The sequence below is a fragment of the bacterium genome (assembly GCA_029210545.1).
In the GTDB taxonomy this organism is placed as follows: Bacteria; BMS3Abin14; BMS3Abin14; order BMS3Abin14; family BMS3Abin14; genus JARGFV01.
Map to the genome: position 1 here is coordinate 1 of JARGFV010000010.1, position 15339 is coordinate 15339.

Consider the following 15339-nt stretch of genomic DNA (forward strand, 5'->3'; position numbering starts at 1 on the left):
AAAAGCGTGGTTTTCCCTTCCCTCACGGATCGCTGACATATTTACCGGTCATCGATCCGGGCGCCCTTCCCAGGCGCAGCTTGTCATTGACTTACGGTTCGAGTCATTGATTTGGGCGCCCCGCGCGGGGCGCATTGATGGACTTTTTGCGAGTCCATCAACCTTGCGCGAGGAAACGATCCCCACGCAGTAGGCGTAAAGCAGCAAGCTCACCATCATCTGGGGGTCGTAGGGTGGCTGCCCGCCGGCCGAACCGTCATAGGATGCGTAAATCCGTTCAAGACATATAATTCTGAGGGCGAACTTCTTCAGAATTATATGTTTTTCAGTGACATCATAGTACCATGGGCCGACAAAATATATCTAGGAGTCTGTGCCCTGCCTGTCTGGTTAGACAGGCAGGGCACAGACTCCTAGGCCCTGTTAAATCCTGATCCCCGGCTGAACTGTAAACTGAACTGGGAACGGTGAGCAGAAGATCCGCCCCCTGTATGTATTGTGAATACACTTTGTGAAAGTTCCCATTAGTAACAGGTCTTTTGGCTTTAAATATACCTTGTGCATAATTTCTCAAGAAAATCCTTGACAAGGGGAGGGAAGATTGTTATAAATTACACAAGCTCGGAAGACGAAACCCGGTTCAGAAATTCAGGGAGGTGATCAAAATGATGGAGTTCCTGCTGACGATGGCGGTAATCGCCTTGATCTTCGTCGCGGCGACCATCCTGGTAGCCCTGGTTGCCGGCGGCCTCATGAAACTCAAAGACGCGGTTTTTAAGCGTGAAGCAGAGAATACGAACCCGGAATGATCCGGGTGCCTTGTATCTGGAGGAGGTAAATAAAATGCTGGAATTCATCACAATGCTTTCGGTTATCGCCATGGTTTTCTGCGCCGCGACAGTCTTCGTGGCCCTTCTGGCCGGCGGGCTCCTCAAGGTCAGCCGAGCTCTCAAGAGGAAAGAGACGGAAGAGGCGGCATAACCATCTCGCCCCAGGCGATGGCAGGACGGGGAAGCTTTGCAGCTTCCCCGTTTTGTATTATAAGATAAACGTCATCCTGTTTAAGTGAGGGAGGGAAGAGATCAATGAAGATCACGAAGGCCGCTGATTACGCGGTTCGCTGCTGTCAGCACCTTTCCGGCGCCGGCGTCGGGGTACTTGTCAGCCGCAGGGAAGTCTCTGAGGCCATGGATATCCCTTCCCCTTTCCTCGGCAAGATCGCCCAGCAACTGACCAGAGACGGCATCATCGAGATCGTCCAGGGGGCTCGTGGTGGATACAGGCTGCTCGTGGGTCCAACGGAACTTTCCCTGCTCAGGATCATCGAAGCGGTCATGGGTCCCGTTCTGCTCAATGCGTGCGCTTTGGACGCGGGAAGCTGCACCAGGTCCGTCACCTGTTCTGTCCATGGGGTGTGGAAAGATCTCCTGGCGCAGTTCCGTCAGCAGCTGGATGAAAGGAAGATCGCTGATCTGCTGAACTGAGGAGCTGTCAGCTGACAGCCTCCTTCAGCCGCCGTATCCCTTCCACCACATCCCCCCTCACGTGAAACCGGATAACACGTCGACCGGCGTCCAGGAGAGCCTGGCGGTCTCCCATGGCCTGGGCGGCCTTGAGAACTCCGAAGGTGATGGCTGAAGGCTCTTTCCCTGCCTCGTCGGGAATGGGCAGGTCCCTGGGGGACCAACTGGTGATCTGCATGAACAGGCCGTTTCCCCTGTCTCCCTTGTGAAGCTGTCCGGTGGAGTGGAGGAACCTGGGTCCGAAACCGACCGTGGTGGCTGTCTTGAGCCGGTCCCGGATAGAGTGGCGCAGTTCACCAAGGGCCAGGGCTGCGTGAGCCGTGGGGTGGAGGAAGGCCTGGACAGCAACATAGTCACCCTCCCCTGCCTGGGCCAGGAAACCCGTTACAGCTTCACTGAGATCGCTCGCACCAGTATCCGTGAACACCTGGATATTCCCGTTATCCAGGTCCGCTTCAGGAGAGGGAAGTCGGCCCGTTTTGAGGTATGCGTCCAGCATGGCCCGGGCCTTTATCTTGGCCGCCTCCACGTTGGGTTGATCGAAGGGGTTTATCCCCATGACATGCCCGGCCACGGCGGTGGCCATCTCCCACCTGATAAACTCTCCTCCCAGATCATACAGGTTGGAAAGCTCGATGCGGACCACGGGATGCCCCGACTCAATGAGGGAATCGAAGGCCTCGTGAAAAGTCGTGTCCCCGTCAAGGTACAGGTAGGCGAAAAGCCGATCGCGGCCGTATACTTCCGGTGAGCCGGGGATCTCCCCTTCTACCGGCAGGATCCCCTTGCCCTCCTTGCCGGTACTTTCCGCGATGAGCTGCTCGAGCCAGGCGCCCATGGCGGTGAGGGAAGGGGAAGTGATAAAGGTCAGCTTGTCCACGTTTTCCCCATGGAGAGTGCCCAGGATCGCTCCCAGAATGGCGCCGGAGTTGTCTCCGTCAACGGGACAGTTGGACGGTTCACAGTTGCACACCATGGTGGCGGCGCGACAGAGCAGCCGTGCGATATCGATGCCGAGGAGGGCTGCCGGGACAAGGCCGAAATAGGACAGGGCGCTGTAACGGCCGCCGATATTGGGGTCGTTCAAAAAGATATCCCTGAACCCCAGCTGTCCGGCAAGACCGGCCAGGGAACTGCCGGGGTCCGTGATGGCGATAAAATGCTCCCCGGCGCTGAAGGCGCCCAGGGCGTCGCAGGTCCAGTTGTAGAAGTACTTGAAGAACGAAAGGGTCTCGGTTGTTGTCCCGGATTTGGTGGATACGATGAAAAGGGTCCTGGCCGGATCGAGACGCCTTGTGTGCTCGATGACCGCGCCCGGGTCCGTGCTGTCCAATATCCTGACGTCCAGGAACCCGGGGGTGATCCCGAAGGTCCTCCTCAGGAGGTCCGGTGCGAGGCTGGAGCCGCCCATGCCAAGGAGAAGGGCATCCGTGTATCCGGCCGCACGGACGTGGGAGACCATATCCATGATCCTGGGGATAACACCCTGCATGTTTTCAGGGCTGCTCAGCCAACCTAACCTGTTGGAAATCTCCTCCGGGGACTCTTTCCAGACGGTGTGATCGTGGTCCCGGATGCGGTCCATGATCCTGTTATCCCGGATCCCTTCCAGGGTGGACTGGATTTTCTCCCTGTAGGGCCCGGTCTCCCAGTTAAAAACAGATCTGCCCGCTCTCAGGTCGTCGACCTTGTGCCGGATCCCGGTCATGAGAGAGCTGAAGGATAACGCGAAAGCCTCGACCCCGGTAACCAGCAGTTTGTCGGTCACAGCCTCAATGTCGATGCCGTGTCTGGCGATGGCAGCCATGTGCTGTTTCGCTTCGGAAATGTCCTCCCCCAGCGTGAAGGCGGCTGTTCCATGATCCAGGAAGGCCTGGAGGGTGTCAACGGGAAGGGCGCTCACCGTGTGGGGCCCGATGAGATGGTCCACGTACATGGTGTCGATGTAGGCAGGGTTCTTGGTGCCGGTACTGGCCCAAAGGGGGCGCTGGACACGGCCACCGAGGTATGAAAGCTGTTCCCAGTCGTGACCGGCAAAGAGCCCCAGAAAATCGGCGTAGGCGAGCCGTGCGTTGGCGATGGCCGTACGCCCCCGCAGCTCGTCGGTCCCCTTTTCCTGCAGGAGTTCGTCAACAGCTGAATCCACACGGCTGAGGAAAAAGGAGGCTACGGAGGCAAGCGTGTTGATGGATCGACCTTCGGCCGATCGTTTTTTAAGACCAACGATATAGGCTTGAGCCGCGTCCCGATACTGCTGGAGAGAAAAGATCAGGGTGACGTTGACGTTGACACCTTGTCGTGTCAGTTCCTCGACGGCAAGGATGCCCTCTGTCGTGGCTGGAACCTTGATCATGATGTTTGGGCGGGCGAGGCGATTGAAGAGCCTGACCGCTTCAGAAACAGTACCCTCGGTGTCCGAGGCCAGATGCGGGTCGACATCAAGGCTGACGTAGCCGTCCCCTCCCCCTGTCCTCTCGTAGACAGGGCGCAAAAGGTCGGCTGCCATACCGACGTCTTCTACGGTGATAGCGTCGTATGCCAGTTCAGGGGACAGTCCGGTGCCCACAAGGGCAGAGAGAGCCCTGTCATAATCGGAACTGCCTGTGATCGCTTTTTCGAAAATGGTGGGGTTTGAAGTCATCCCGGTCACACCGAGGTCGATGAACCTTCCCATCTCTCCTGATGTGATGAATGATCTCCTGATATGGTCGATCCAGATCGATTGGCCGAGGACGCGGGCTTTATGAATGTTGTTCATTGGTTCCTCCGGAACGGAATACAGGGCGTAGCGCACAGAATAAAACCATAACAACTGTTTGACAACTACCCTGGGGAAACGATGTTTTTCCGAGTTTCTGGTCCTTACCCCTGTTGAAGAATGATGACTTCGCAAAAAGTCATCAACGCGCCCCGCGCGGGGCGCCCAAATCAATGACCCGCCGCGCCTGGGAGCGGCGCCCGGATCGATGACCGCCAAATATGTCAGCGATCCGTGAGGAAAGGAAAAACCCCGCTTTTTCCTTTCCGTGGAGCGAAAAGTCCCGGATTGGACTTTTTGCGACCCTGTCAAGTATAGCATTGCATACGGGAAAATCGATGGGGAGCGTTGTGGGAGGACCTCCGGTGTGTTAGCCTTTTAAAAGAGGTCCGAGTCCAGCCGCTTAACAATGTTGACAACCTCGCAATTAAAACCCTGGGAAATTCCCAGGCTTTGCCGTGGGTACCTGACAGAGGGGTTCCATGAACAGGTTCGAAAAACTCGTCTCCGGGACCAAAGAGAAAGGCCTGTACGCCAGCGGTATCGAAACCCTGCAGGTCAACGTTGGGCTGATCTGCAACCAGTCCTGTGCCCATTGCCACCTGGGCGCCTCGCGGGACAACCATGAGATCATGCAGTGGTCCACCATGCAGAAGGTCCTCTGTCTGGTCCGGGAGGTTAAACCGGCCCTGGTTGATATTACCGGAGGGGCTCCGGAACTGAACCCTCATCTGCGGCGTTTCGTCGCGGCCCTGGCGGGAGAAGGGTGCCGGATCCAGGTGAGGACGAACCTTACAGCACTCGCGGAGAAGGAAGGCGATGAACTCCTTGCCTTCTTTGGAAAACACCGCGTTCTGCTTGCAGGATCGCTTCCCTGCTACCTCGAGGAAAACGTGACGGCTCAGCGGGGAAAAGGTGTCTACGGCAAGAGCGTCGAAACTGTCAAGCGGCTTAACAAGCTGGGCTACGGAATCGATGAAGGCCTCCAGCTCAACCTGGTCTATAACCCCGGGGGCGCTTACCTGCCAGGTGACCAGGCGGGTCTCGAGGCCGACTACAAGCGTGAGCTGAAGGAACGTTTTGGCATCCGGTTCAACAACCTTCTCACCATCGTTAACATGCCTGTCGGCAGGTTCAGGAATATCCTCGAGGAGAAGGGAAACTACGACAAGTACATGAACCTTCTCACCGCGTCATTCAACGCCGCTACGGTCCAGGGGCTCATGTGCCGAAGCCAGATCAGCATCCGATGGGACGGCGCCCTTTACGACTGTGATTTCAACCTTGCCCTCAATCTGGTCATGAACCATGGAGCTCCCGACCACATCGACAAATGGGTTTTTGACGCTGTGGCCGGGAGGAGGATCGTAACCGGGACTCACTGTTTCGGATGCACGGCCGGTGCCGGATCGTCTTGCGGGGGGGCCATAGCGGATAGCTGAAGAGCTATCCGCTGAAGGGGGAAAAGAGGAAAAGGAGAAAAGGGGAAAGATCGGTTATTGTCTCCTCTTCTCCTCTTCTCCTTTTCCTGTAAACGTGGGGCTCCATGAACAAGGAACATAAAAAAACACCACCCTGGCGGCCGATCATCCTCCTTGTCGTGGTCATGGGGATCGTTGCCCTGTCGGCAAGGGTCGGGATCGGCCAAAAACTGGGCGATCTTCAGGAGTGGATAAGGTCCCTGGGTGCTCTCGGGCCCCTGGTGTTCACAGCGGTGTATGCGGTTGCTACCGTGGCCGCCCTGCCCGGATCTGCCCTGTCCATTGTTGCCGGAGCCCTCTTCGGGCCGGTGGTAGGGGTCATTACGGTGATCTTCGCAGCCACCCTGGGGGCCAGCCTGGCCTTTCTGGTGTCCAGGTATCTTGCCCGCGGTTCCGTCGAGGGATGGCTGGAAAACAACGAGAAATTCCGCAGGCTCGATGAGCTCACCGCGCGCCACGGTGACATCGTGGTGGCCATTACCCGCCTGGTTCCCATCTTCCCCTTCAACCTTTTGAACTACGGTTTCGGTCTGACAAAAGTGCCCTTTCGAACCTACGTCCTGTGGTCTTTCGTGTGCATGCTGCCGGGTACCATCCTGTACGTTACAGGCTCGGCAGCGGTGGTCGAAGCGGTCCGTGAAGGAAAGGTGCCGTGGATCCTGGTTCTGATAGTGGTCATGATCCTGGCGATCATTGTCGTCCTGGGTCAGCAGGCGAGGAAAAGGCTGGGAGAAGGCCCTTCGATCCCGCCAGGGCGGGCCTCAGGGTCGGGTAGCAGGCCCGTCGACCAGGCTTCCCAAGACCTGGCTCAGGGCGGGCAGGACAGGGAGGATAGAGGAGCAGACCATGGGTGACAAACCACTGCTGACTCCACAGGATGATTACAACCGGATCCTGGAAAACAACGTTCATCCGCCCGGCTGGGTTAACCCGAAGCCGCAGAGCCGGTACAACCTGGTTGTTATCGGAGCAGGAACGGCCGGGCTGGTGACAGCGGCCGGGGCAGCCGGCCTGGGAGCAAGGGTGGCCCTGGTTGAAAGACATCTCATGGGTGGTGACTGCCTCAACGTGGGGTGCGTCCCTTCCAAATGCCTTATCCGGTCTGCCCGTGCGGCGGCGGACGTCAGGGACGCGGCCCGTTTCGGCATCGAGGTGACCGAAGGCTACGAAGTGGATTTCGCTGCCGTTATGGAGCGGATGCGAAGGCTTCGTTCGGGGATCAGCGCCAACGACTCCGCCCGGCGCTTTTCCGGGGAGTTGGGTGTCGACCTCTTCCTCGGGGAAGGGAGCTTTACGGGGCCCGACACCGTGGAGGTGGATGGCGCAAGGCTCCGGTTCAAGAAAGCCGTGATCGCCACGGGAGCTAGAGCTTTCGTTCCCCCGATAGACGGCCTTGCCGATACCGGGTATCTCACCAACGAGACGGTTTTCTCCCTTACAGAAAGGCCGGAGCGCCTCGCCGTCATCGGTGCCGGTCCCCTGGGCTGCGAAATGGCCCAGACCTTCCAGAGGCTGGGCTGCCGGGTTTCCCTTCTGGAGATGGGACCCCGAATCCTATCAAGGGAAGATCGTGACGCAGCCCTCATGGTAGAGGCTGCCATGGTTCGTGACGGGGTCGAACTGATCCTGTCTTGCGGCATTACCCGGGTGGAGAAGGGGGCTGACGGTAAAACCGTTCACCTGCAATGCGGGGGTGACGAGAAAACGATCACGGTGGACGAGATCCTTGTCGGCGTGGGACGGGTGCCCAACGTGGATGGTCTGAACCTGGAAGGCGTGGGAGTCGATTACGACGAGCGCAGCGGCGTCAGGGTCAACGACCGTCTTCAGACCACGAACCCGGCCATCTACGCGGCCGGGGATATCTGCTTCCCTTACAAGTTCACGCATACCGCCGATGCCCTGGCCCGGATCGTCATCCAGAACACCCTGTTCCGGGGGCGGAAGAAGACCAGCGCCCTTACCATACCATGGTGCACATACACCGACCCAGAGGTCGCTCACGTGGGCATGTACGAAGGTGATGCGGCCTCAAGAGGGGTCGAGGTCCACACCATAACGGTTCCCATGGCTGATGTGGACCGGGCCATAGCCGAAGATGAAACCGGGGGGATGGTACGGATCCACCTGAAAAAGGGGACCGATACCATCCTTGGAGCCACCATCGTCGCCCGTCACGCAGGGGAGATGATCAGCGAACTCTCGGTGGCCATGGCCGCGAAGATGGGTCTCGGCGCTCTCTCTTCAGTCATCCATCCCTACCCCACCCAGGCCGAAGGGATCCGCAAGGCCGCGGATGCTTACAACAGGACGCGGCTCACGCCGGGAGTGAAAAAGGTTTTTGAAACGATCCTGAGATGGCAGAGGTAGGTGTATACTTGATGACTTTTTGCGAAGTCATCAAGAATTCTGCTTACTTCTTCCAGCAGGCAGCGGGCTTTTCCAGTATCTCCATAACCCAGAGCTTCGGTAAGAATTAAATGGTATCTACGTTTCTGGTTTGGGGTTAATCAATCATGAGAAAGTGTGTGCAAAATCGTTGCCTGATCATATGCATCAGTAGCTCTCGCCTATCTGGTTTTAAAGTTCTACGCCCTGGATGCCGGGTACCGCATACCGGGTACTGGGTACTGGCCTCATGAATTTCCGCCTCATCCTGTTCACCCGCTACCCCGTTCCCGGTTCTACAAAAACCCGCCTCATCCCGGCCCTGGGTGCCGAAGGCGCTGCCGATCTTCAGCGTGAAATGACGGAACACATCCTGAGTCGGCTCCGCCCTCTGGGGGGAGAAGGGGTCGAGATCGAGGTGCGGTACGATGGAGGGGACGAAAGTGCCATGGCCGCCTGGCTGGGAGACGGCCTCCTTTTAACGGCGCAGGGTGCGGGAGACCTCGGGCAGCGGATGGAGCGAGCGTTTACGGGCGCCTTCGCGGACGGCATAAAAAAGGCTGTCATCGTCGGCGGCGACTGCCCTGAGCTGGACGCTCCGGATGTCCGGGAAGCGCTGGCGCTGCTGGAGGACAACCCCATTGTCCTGGGACCGGCCTCCGACGGAGGCTATTACCTCATCGCCATGACATCGAGCGCATCGCCGGCTCTTTATGGGGCCGTGTTCTCAGATATCCCGTGGGGGACGAGGGAAGTTCTATGGCGTACGGTCAACGCCCTGGCAGACGCTGGTATGGACATGGGGCTCCTGGATGAAAAAGCAGATGTGGACGAGCCGGAGGATCTCGCCGTTTGGGAAACGGCGAGATCCAAGCGTAAAGCACGAAGCGCGAAGAGAGAGCCAGTTACCAAATGGTTCGCTTCTCCCTTCGAAGCAAGTCCCAAGTACCCGGTACCCAGTACTCAGGAAAGCAAACCTCAGGCGATCTCGGTAATTATTCCAACTCTCAACGAGGAGGAGCGGATCGGGGAGCTTCTGGTCGCCCTTGAGGATGAGGGTGTTGAGGTTGTGGTTGCCGATGGAGGCAGCACGGACAACACAGTGTCCATTTGCGAGGAGGCAGGGGTCAGGGTTGAAGTTTCACCCCGGGGGCGTGCGGAGCAGATGAACGCGGGTGCTGAGGCTGCGTCCGGGGATATTCTCCTTTTCCTCCACGCGGATACCCGCTTGCCCGAGGGGTTCGCCTTCAATGTCAGGAAAGCGGTTGCGTATGGTGCAGCCGGAGGGGCGTTTCTTTTCGGAACAGACAGCGACACGGCTTCCATGAGGCTCATAGAGAATGCGGTCCATTTCCGGACCGTCAGGCTTGGTATTGTTTTTGGTGATCAGGCGATTTTTATCCGTTCCGAAACTTTCCGGAAGATCGGCGGTTTTCCAGATCTTCCGGTCATGGAAGATTACGAGCTGTGGAAGCGGCTGGGCAAGGCGGGCAGGCGGGAACTGATTCCCCTGCAGGTCACGACATCTTCCCGGAAATGGACGGATCGAGGTGTCTGGCGCACCACCCTCATCAACCAGGCGGTCATGTGGCTGTATGTCCTGGGGGTGGATCCGGGGTGGCTGGGGAGATGGTATGGGAAAACAGGGAGAAGGGAGAAGGGAAAAGGGAAAAGGGATTTATGAATCTCATATCCCACATCTCAAAGTGGTGAAGATTCCAATCAACAACGCAGTTCCTTGAGATCTGAGATTTGAGATCCGAGATGGTGATTCCTGGATTCCATCCCTCCTTCCTCCTCCCTCCTTCCTCCTCCCTCCTCCCTCCTCCCTCCTCCCTGCTCTTTCCCCTTTCCCCTTTCCCCTTTCCACTGTTATTCTCCCTCCATGTCCCAACTTGCCTGGTTCCTCATCTTTCCCCTCGTCGGCGCCCTCGTCGGCTGGTTCACCAACTGGCTGGCTATCCTCATGCTTTTCCGTCCCCGTCAGCCGATCCGTGTCCTCTGGTGGTCTCTTCAGGGTGTCATTCCGCGTCGCCACTACCAGTTCGCCGACCGCATTGCTGAAACGGTGGAGAAGAGCCTCCTGACGCGGGAGGATCTGGATAAGGCCATGTCGGGGGTCGGGTGGCACGAGGAGATAAGCCGTCTCATAAGGGATGTCCTCCACGACAGGGGGCCGGGAGGGATCATCGAACAGATCCCCGGCGTCGCCCAGATCTGGAAGAACATCGTCCTGCCTTCCCTTCAGGAGGTTCTGAGCCGAGAGGTGATCCGGTTTGTCGAGGGGTACCGGTCCGGGTTCGTGGACCGGCTCAGGGATTCGGTGGATGTCAGGGAGATCGTCCGGTCCAGGGTGGAGCAGTTCGAGATCGAAACCCTGGAAAATCTGGTGATGTCAGTGGCCCGCAGGGAGTTCGGCCACATCCAGGTTGTGGGAGCGATCACCGGCGCCCTCATCGGGGTGATCCAGGGGCTGATCCTGCTGCTGGCAGGATGACTTGAGTGCAGAGTGTAGAGTACAGAGGGCAGAGGTGTAAAAAAAGACCAAAGATCAACAGCTGACCCACCGCACCCTTCCGAATATTTACCGCGTGATAAACGAGCGAGAGAAAGCCTTTTCTACCCTATACCTGCTTACTCCCTTACTCCCTTACCGCTCTTCCCACCGGCACCCTCATGTCTCCGCGTCCATCGGTTCTCTGGAAGCTCCAGACTTCGGTGCGTCTCCGTTTCTGTCCCGCAGGTTCAACGTCAACTGTGGATTGTCCGGGATGTCCAGGGTCACCATGTTAAACGGTATGGTGATCCCTTCCTCGTTGTAGCGCCGTTTCAGGTGTTTGACGAACTCGTGGGTCAGTTCGTAACCGCTGAGGAACTCCTCCACGGCCAGAACGGCCCTGAAATTGATGCTCGAGCTCCCGAACTCGTTGTACCGTATCCTGGGTTCATGGTCACGCTTGGCTCCGTTCACCGCGGCCTGGACATCACGGATCACTTCCAGGGTGACCCTCTCCACCTGCTCCAGGTCGCTGTCGTAGTGCACCCCCACGGGGACGAAGACCAGCATCTCCTTTGCCGGCTGGTGGTAGTTCGTGAGGATGGCCGAGGCAAGCTTTGAGTTGGGAACGATGACCATGTTGTTGTTGATCCCTTTAATGGTCGTGTTGCGCCAGGTCACGTCGGTGACATACCCCTCCTCGCCGGTGTCGAGGTGGACAAAGTCACCGGGCTTGACCTGGCGCGCGGCGATGATCTGCAGACCTGCGAAAAGGTTGGAAAGGGTCTCCTGGAGCGCCAGTGCCACCGCCAGGCCTCCCACCCCGAGAGCCGTGAGGACCGGCGTGATGGAGACGCCGAGGGTCTGGAGGATGACGAGGATGCCCAGGATGTAGACCCCGAGCTTGATGAGGTTGGAAAAAAGGGAGATGGTGGGTGTATCGCCTTTCCCTTTCCCGGCCTTGAGGTCAAAAATACCAACGGAGATCCGGGCGAGGAGCACGGTCAGTGACAGCAGGAACAAAACAACAGGGATCTTTTCAAGGAACCGGATGAGGTCCGGTTTCATGGGGGCGGCCGCAATGGCGCCGGAGAGGCCGGCAAGGAACCCCCACAGCAGGACCATCCCCTTCAGGGACCGGGCGACGAGGGTCACCGAGTCGATGTCGAGCCTCCTGGCTGCCCTGAGCAAGAGGGGCAGGATCACCCTCTCTGCCAGCAATCCCAGGGTAATACCGCCAACCAGAAAAGCGGCGGGGATCAGCCACTCCTGTAACCATTCGATCTGCATCGGCAACCCTCCCCGGATTGGCCCTGCTCCCTGATTTCCTTAGCGTTTTGACGACCATATTGTATCATAAAAAAAAGGGCGCCCCCGGAATTGTAAAATCAGACCCATCGCAATTCCGGGCGCGCCCTTTTTTATAAGTCTCCCGGTATGGTACTATTCTGACAGGGACAGGTACGGGGCGTGTTACGGACTCTTGGGACTGCCGGGAGAGGATGATGGAAAGAGTGAAAGGGAAGGTAAAGAGGCGCAGGGTGTTTCACCGCCGGACCATGCCCGGGGAGGTTCCCGGAACCGTCCAGACAGATCCCGGCGCCCCTTTCCCGGTGATCCACATCATCTCCTTTTCTCCCGAGGAGAGCGTGGAGGTCGAGCACGCGACGGTTGAGGAAATCGGTTCCTGCCTGGAAAAGTGGCCCGTTACGTGGGTCAACGTGGACGGCCTGGGGGATGCCGACACCCTCATTGCCCTGGCTGAACTTTTCGGGATCCACGGGCTGGCCCTCGAGGATGTGGTCCACGTTCACCAGAGGCCCAAGGTCGAGGAGTACGAGGATAACCTTTTCATCGTGGCGCGGATGCTGTCGCTGGCAGAGGGGCGGGTCGGCTCCGAGCAGGTGGGGGTCTTCCTCGGTGACAGGTTTGTGCTGACCTTCCAGGAGCGCCAGGGCGACTGTCTCGATCCGGTCCGTGAAAGGATCCGCAAAGCCCGTGGCCGGATCAGAAAATTCGGGGCAGACTACCTCGCCTACGCTATCCTCGACGCTGTGGTCGACGCCTGGTTCCCCCTGCTGGAAGATTACGGTGAACTGTTGGACAATCTTGAGGTCGTCATTCTCGACGAACCCGACGAGACCACCGTTAATGACATCCACCGGGTCAAGCGCGACCTGATGGAGATAAGGCGCACCGTTTGGCCCATGCGGGAAACGGTCAACTCATTGTTCAGGAACGATTCCTTCATCAAACCGGAAACCCAGCTGTACCTCCGGGACTGCTACGATCACGTTGCCCAGGTCATCGACATGGTGGAAAGTTACCGTGACATGGCCAGCGGACTCATGGACGTTTACCTCTCCTCGATCAGCAACCGCATGAACGAGGTGATGAAAGTCCTCACTATCATCGCCACCATCTTTATCCCCCTGACCTTCGTGGCGGGGATCTACGGCATGAACTTCAACACCGAAGCGTCTCCCTTTAACATGCCGGAACTCAATTGGAAGTACGGCTACCCGGCTTTCTGGGGCCTGATGCTCGTCATAGGCGGTGCCATGGCCCTTTTCTTTCGCAGTCGCGGGTGGCTGGGTGGGGGAAAACGACCCCGCAGTTGAGTCCTCAGCTTGAAGCGCTGGATATGAACATCCCCAGTGACCTTTGTTCCGCCAGGAGGTTTTCGTGAACGGGGAAAAGCAAGACAAGCCGCTTATTCTGCTCACGGGAGCCTCAGGCTACATCGGAGGCCGCCTGCTTCCCTTGTTGGAAAACAAAGGTCTCCGGGTCCGGTGTATCGCCCGTCATCCGGCGTACCTGATATCAAGGGTGGGTAAGGGGACGGAGGTGGTTCACGCTGATCTCCTGGAGCCCGATAGCCTTGAAGCCGCCCTGGAGGGCGTCCAGGCCGCATACTACCTGGTCCACTCCATGGGGGCGGCGGGCGATTTTGAGGAAAGGGACCGGGTGGCGGCGCAAAACTTCGGACGCGCCGCACAGAAGGCCGGTGTGGACCGGATCGTCTACCTGGGGGGGTTGGCGCAGGGGGAGGAGCTGTCAACTCACCTTGCCAGCCGGCATGAGGTGGGAAGGATCCTGGCTGACTCCGGTGTCCCGGTCATCGAGTTTCGCGCCTCCATTATCATCGGTTCGGGCAGCCTGTCCTTCGAGATGGTCAGGGCGCTGGTTGAGCGGCTTCCGGTCATGACGACTCCCATGTGGGTGCGGTCCTGCACCCAGCCCATCGCTGTTGAGGATGCCCTGGCTTACCTCGTCTCGGCCCTCGACCTTCCTGAAGGACAGGAGGGTATCTTCGAGATAGGCGGCGCCGACCGCGTTTCCTACGACGGCATCCTCCGGGAGTACGCCCGACAGAGGGGCCTTCCCCGGCTCATCATCCCCGTGCCTTTCATGTCGCCCCACCTGTCCAGCCACTGGCTGGCGCTGGTTACTCCGCTTTACGCGAAAGTGGGCCGCAAGCTCATCGAGGGGGTGCGTAACGACAGCTGCGTCGCGGACCCGCGGGCGCTGCAAATGTTCGATATTCAGCCCAGGGGGCTTTCCGATGCCATAGCCAGGGCCATTGCCAACGAGGATCAGCAGATCGCCGCCACCCACTGGTCCGATGCCCTTGCGGACAGGAGCGACGAACACCACTGGTGGGGGCTGCCCTTCGGAACACGTCGTGTGGATTCCTACTCGCGGTTCCTGTGTTATGAACCGGAAGAGGTCTTCGCTCCCATCCAGTGCATCGGCGGGGAAAATGGATGGTACGCTTACAACTGGATGTGGAAGTTTCGGGGGGCGATGGACCGGATCAGCGGCGGTGTCGGTCTGCGCCGGGGCCGTCGCGACCCCTTTGATATCAGGGAGGGGGACGCCATCGATTTCTGGCGGGTTGAAAAGTACGTCAAGGACCGTCTGCTCCTCCTTTACGCAGAGATGAAGCTTCCGGGGCGGGCATGGCTTTATTTCGAGGTCGGCCCCCACGAGGGAGGTTCAGAGGTCCGGATGACAGCCGTGTTCGATCCTGTCGGGGTCTGGGGAAGGGTATACTGGTACGCGGTCTACCCCTTCCACTTTTTTGTCTTTAACGGGATGTTCCGGGGGATCGTCAGGACCATCGAGCGCAGCAGAAAGGAGTGTACCGTCTGATGGACCGTTACCGTTGGGCCGCGGCGTTCTTCATATTCCTGATGATGTGCCTGGGTGCCGAGCTTACGGGAAGCCTTCTCACCGCTCCTGCCATCCGTTCCGGCTGGTTCGAAGCCCTTGAAAAACCGGCGTTTAACCCCCCGGCATGGGTCTTCGGCCCCGTGTGGACGGCCCTGTTCTTCCTCATGGCAGTGGCCGCCTGGCTCGTCTGGAGACAGGAGGGTGAAAAACCGGTACGCATTCCCCTGGTCGCGTTCTACATCCAGCTTGTGTGCAACGTCATGTGGTCGGCCCTGTTTTTCGGGTCCATGCGGCCGGGGTGGGCACTGGCTGAGATCGTTATCCTCTGGGGTCTCATCCTGATAACGGCGATGCTGTTTTACAGGGTCAGCCGTCTTGCCGGGCTCCTGTTCATCCCTTACCTCGGATGGGTGGCTTTCGCGGCGGTGCTTAACGGGTTCATCTGGTGGATGAACCGCGAAGGAGTCGTGCAGGTCACCGGAATGCAGTTGTAACCCGGTCCCGCCCTGGGAGGGG

General features: G+C 58.6%; 15 protein-coding genes. 11 read left to right on the forward strand and 4 right to left on the reverse strand.

What is annotated here, in order from left to right; translation table 11 throughout:
* Positions 1 to 48: 48 nt before the first annotated feature.
* Positions 49 to 273, reverse strand: coding sequence for a transposase (locus P1S46_02015; protein MDF1535260.1), 225 nt, complete (start codon positions 271 to 273; stop codon positions 49 to 51).
* Between the two features lie 392 nt (positions 274 to 665).
* On the opposite strand from P1S46_02015, the gene P1S46_02020 reads away from it, so the two are divergent.
* The 3 genes from P1S46_02020 to P1S46_02030 all read left to right on the forward strand — a co-directional run bounded on the left by P1S46_02020 (position 666) and on the right by P1S46_02030 (position 1484).
* The gene (locus P1S46_02020) at positions 666 to 809 is read left to right on the forward strand and encodes a hypothetical protein (protein MDF1535261.1); all 144 of its coding nucleotides are present in this window, start codon (positions 666 to 668) and stop codon (positions 807 to 809) included.
* 34 nt (positions 810 to 843) lie between these two features.
* Entirely contained in the window at positions 844 to 981 is a 138-nt protein-coding gene (locus P1S46_02025) for a hypothetical protein (GenBank protein ID MDF1535262.1), read from the forward strand.
* A 104-nt stretch (positions 982 to 1085) separates the two neighbouring features.
* Entirely contained in the window at positions 1086 to 1484 is a 399-nt protein-coding gene (locus tag P1S46_02030) for an Rrf2 family transcriptional regulator (GenBank protein MDF1535263.1), read from the forward strand.
* 7 nt (positions 1485 to 1491) lie between these two features.
* Here the strand turns inward: P1S46_02030 and P1S46_02035 are convergent, their stop codons facing one another.
* Positions 1492 to 4281, reverse strand: a complete 2790-nt coding sequence (locus P1S46_02035; GenBank protein MDF1535264.1) for a bifunctional transaldolase/phosoglucose isomerase — start codon at positions 4279 to 4281, stop codon at positions 1492 to 1494.
* Positions 4282 to 4763: 482 nt separating this feature from the next.
* Between P1S46_02035 and arsS the strand changes: the two genes are divergently transcribed.
* The 4 genes from arsS to P1S46_02055 all read left to right on the forward strand — a co-directional run bounded on the left by arsS (position 4764) and on the right by P1S46_02055 (position 9834).
* Positions 4764 to 5723, forward strand: coding sequence for an arsenosugar biosynthesis radical SAM protein ArsS (gene arsS, locus P1S46_02040; GenBank protein MDF1535265.1), 960 nt, complete (start codon positions 4764 to 4766; stop codon positions 5721 to 5723).
* 104 nt (positions 5724 to 5827) lie between these two features.
* Complete coding sequence (locus P1S46_02045) at positions 5828 to 6616, forward strand: TVP38/TMEM64 family protein (GenBank protein MDF1535266.1); 789 nt, start codon at positions 5828 to 5830, stop codon at positions 6614 to 6616.
* Positions 6609 to 8132 carry a mercuric reductase gene (locus P1S46_02050; GenBank protein MDF1535267.1) on the forward strand — a complete coding sequence of 508 codons (1524 nt, stop codon included), beginning with the start codon at positions 6609 to 6611 and terminating at the stop codon, positions 8130 to 8132. The genes P1S46_02045 and P1S46_02050 overlap by 8 nt, the downstream gene beginning before the upstream one ends.
* 268 nt (positions 8133 to 8400) lie before the next feature.
* Positions 8401 to 9834 carry a TIGR04283 family arsenosugar biosynthesis glycosyltransferase gene (locus P1S46_02055; protein ID MDF1535268.1) on the forward strand — a complete coding sequence of 478 codons (1434 nt, stop codon included), beginning with the start codon at positions 8401 to 8403 and terminating at the stop codon, positions 9832 to 9834.
* A gap of 3 nt (positions 9835 to 9837) precedes the next feature.
* On the opposite strand, the gene P1S46_02060 is transcribed toward P1S46_02055, so the two are convergent.
* Positions 9838 to 10020: a hypothetical protein gene (locus P1S46_02060; GenBank protein ID MDF1535269.1), complete on the reverse strand. Its 183-nt coding sequence runs from the start codon at positions 10018 to 10020 to the stop codon at positions 9838 to 9840.
* Positions 10021 to 10035: 15 nt separating this feature from the next.
* On the opposite strand from P1S46_02060, the gene P1S46_02065 reads away from it, so the two are divergent.
* Entirely contained in the window at positions 10036 to 10647 is a 612-nt protein-coding gene (locus P1S46_02065) for a DUF445 family protein (GenBank protein MDF1535270.1), read from the forward strand.
* Positions 10648 to 10824: 177 nt separating this feature from the next.
* Here P1S46_02065 and P1S46_02070 read toward each other — a convergent pair whose 3' ends face one another.
* The gene (locus P1S46_02070; protein ID MDF1535271.1) at positions 10825 to 11937 is read right to left on the reverse strand and encodes a mechanosensitive ion channel family protein; all 1113 of its coding nucleotides are present in this window, start codon (positions 11935 to 11937) and stop codon (positions 10825 to 10827) included.
* 215 nt (positions 11938 to 12152) lie between these two features.
* Here P1S46_02070 and corA point away from each other — a divergent pair, with 215 nt between their 5' ends.
* From corA to P1S46_02085, 3 genes are all read left to right on the forward strand, one after another.
* The gene (gene corA, locus P1S46_02075; GenBank protein ID MDF1535272.1) at positions 12153 to 13268 is read left to right on the forward strand and encodes a magnesium/cobalt transporter CorA; all 1116 of its coding nucleotides are present in this window, start codon (positions 12153 to 12155) and stop codon (positions 13266 to 13268) included.
* A gap of 64 nt (positions 13269 to 13332) precedes the next feature.
* Complete coding sequence (locus P1S46_02080; GenBank protein MDF1535273.1) at positions 13333 to 14802, forward strand: SDR family oxidoreductase; 1470 nt, start codon at positions 13333 to 13335, stop codon at positions 14800 to 14802.
* Complete coding sequence (locus tag P1S46_02085; GenBank protein ID MDF1535274.1) at positions 14802 to 15317, forward strand: tryptophan-rich sensory protein; 516 nt, start codon at positions 14802 to 14804, stop codon at positions 15315 to 15317. Before P1S46_02080 ends, P1S46_02085 begins: the two co-directional genes overlap by 1 nt.
* Positions 15318 to 15339 lie beyond the last annotated feature (22 nt).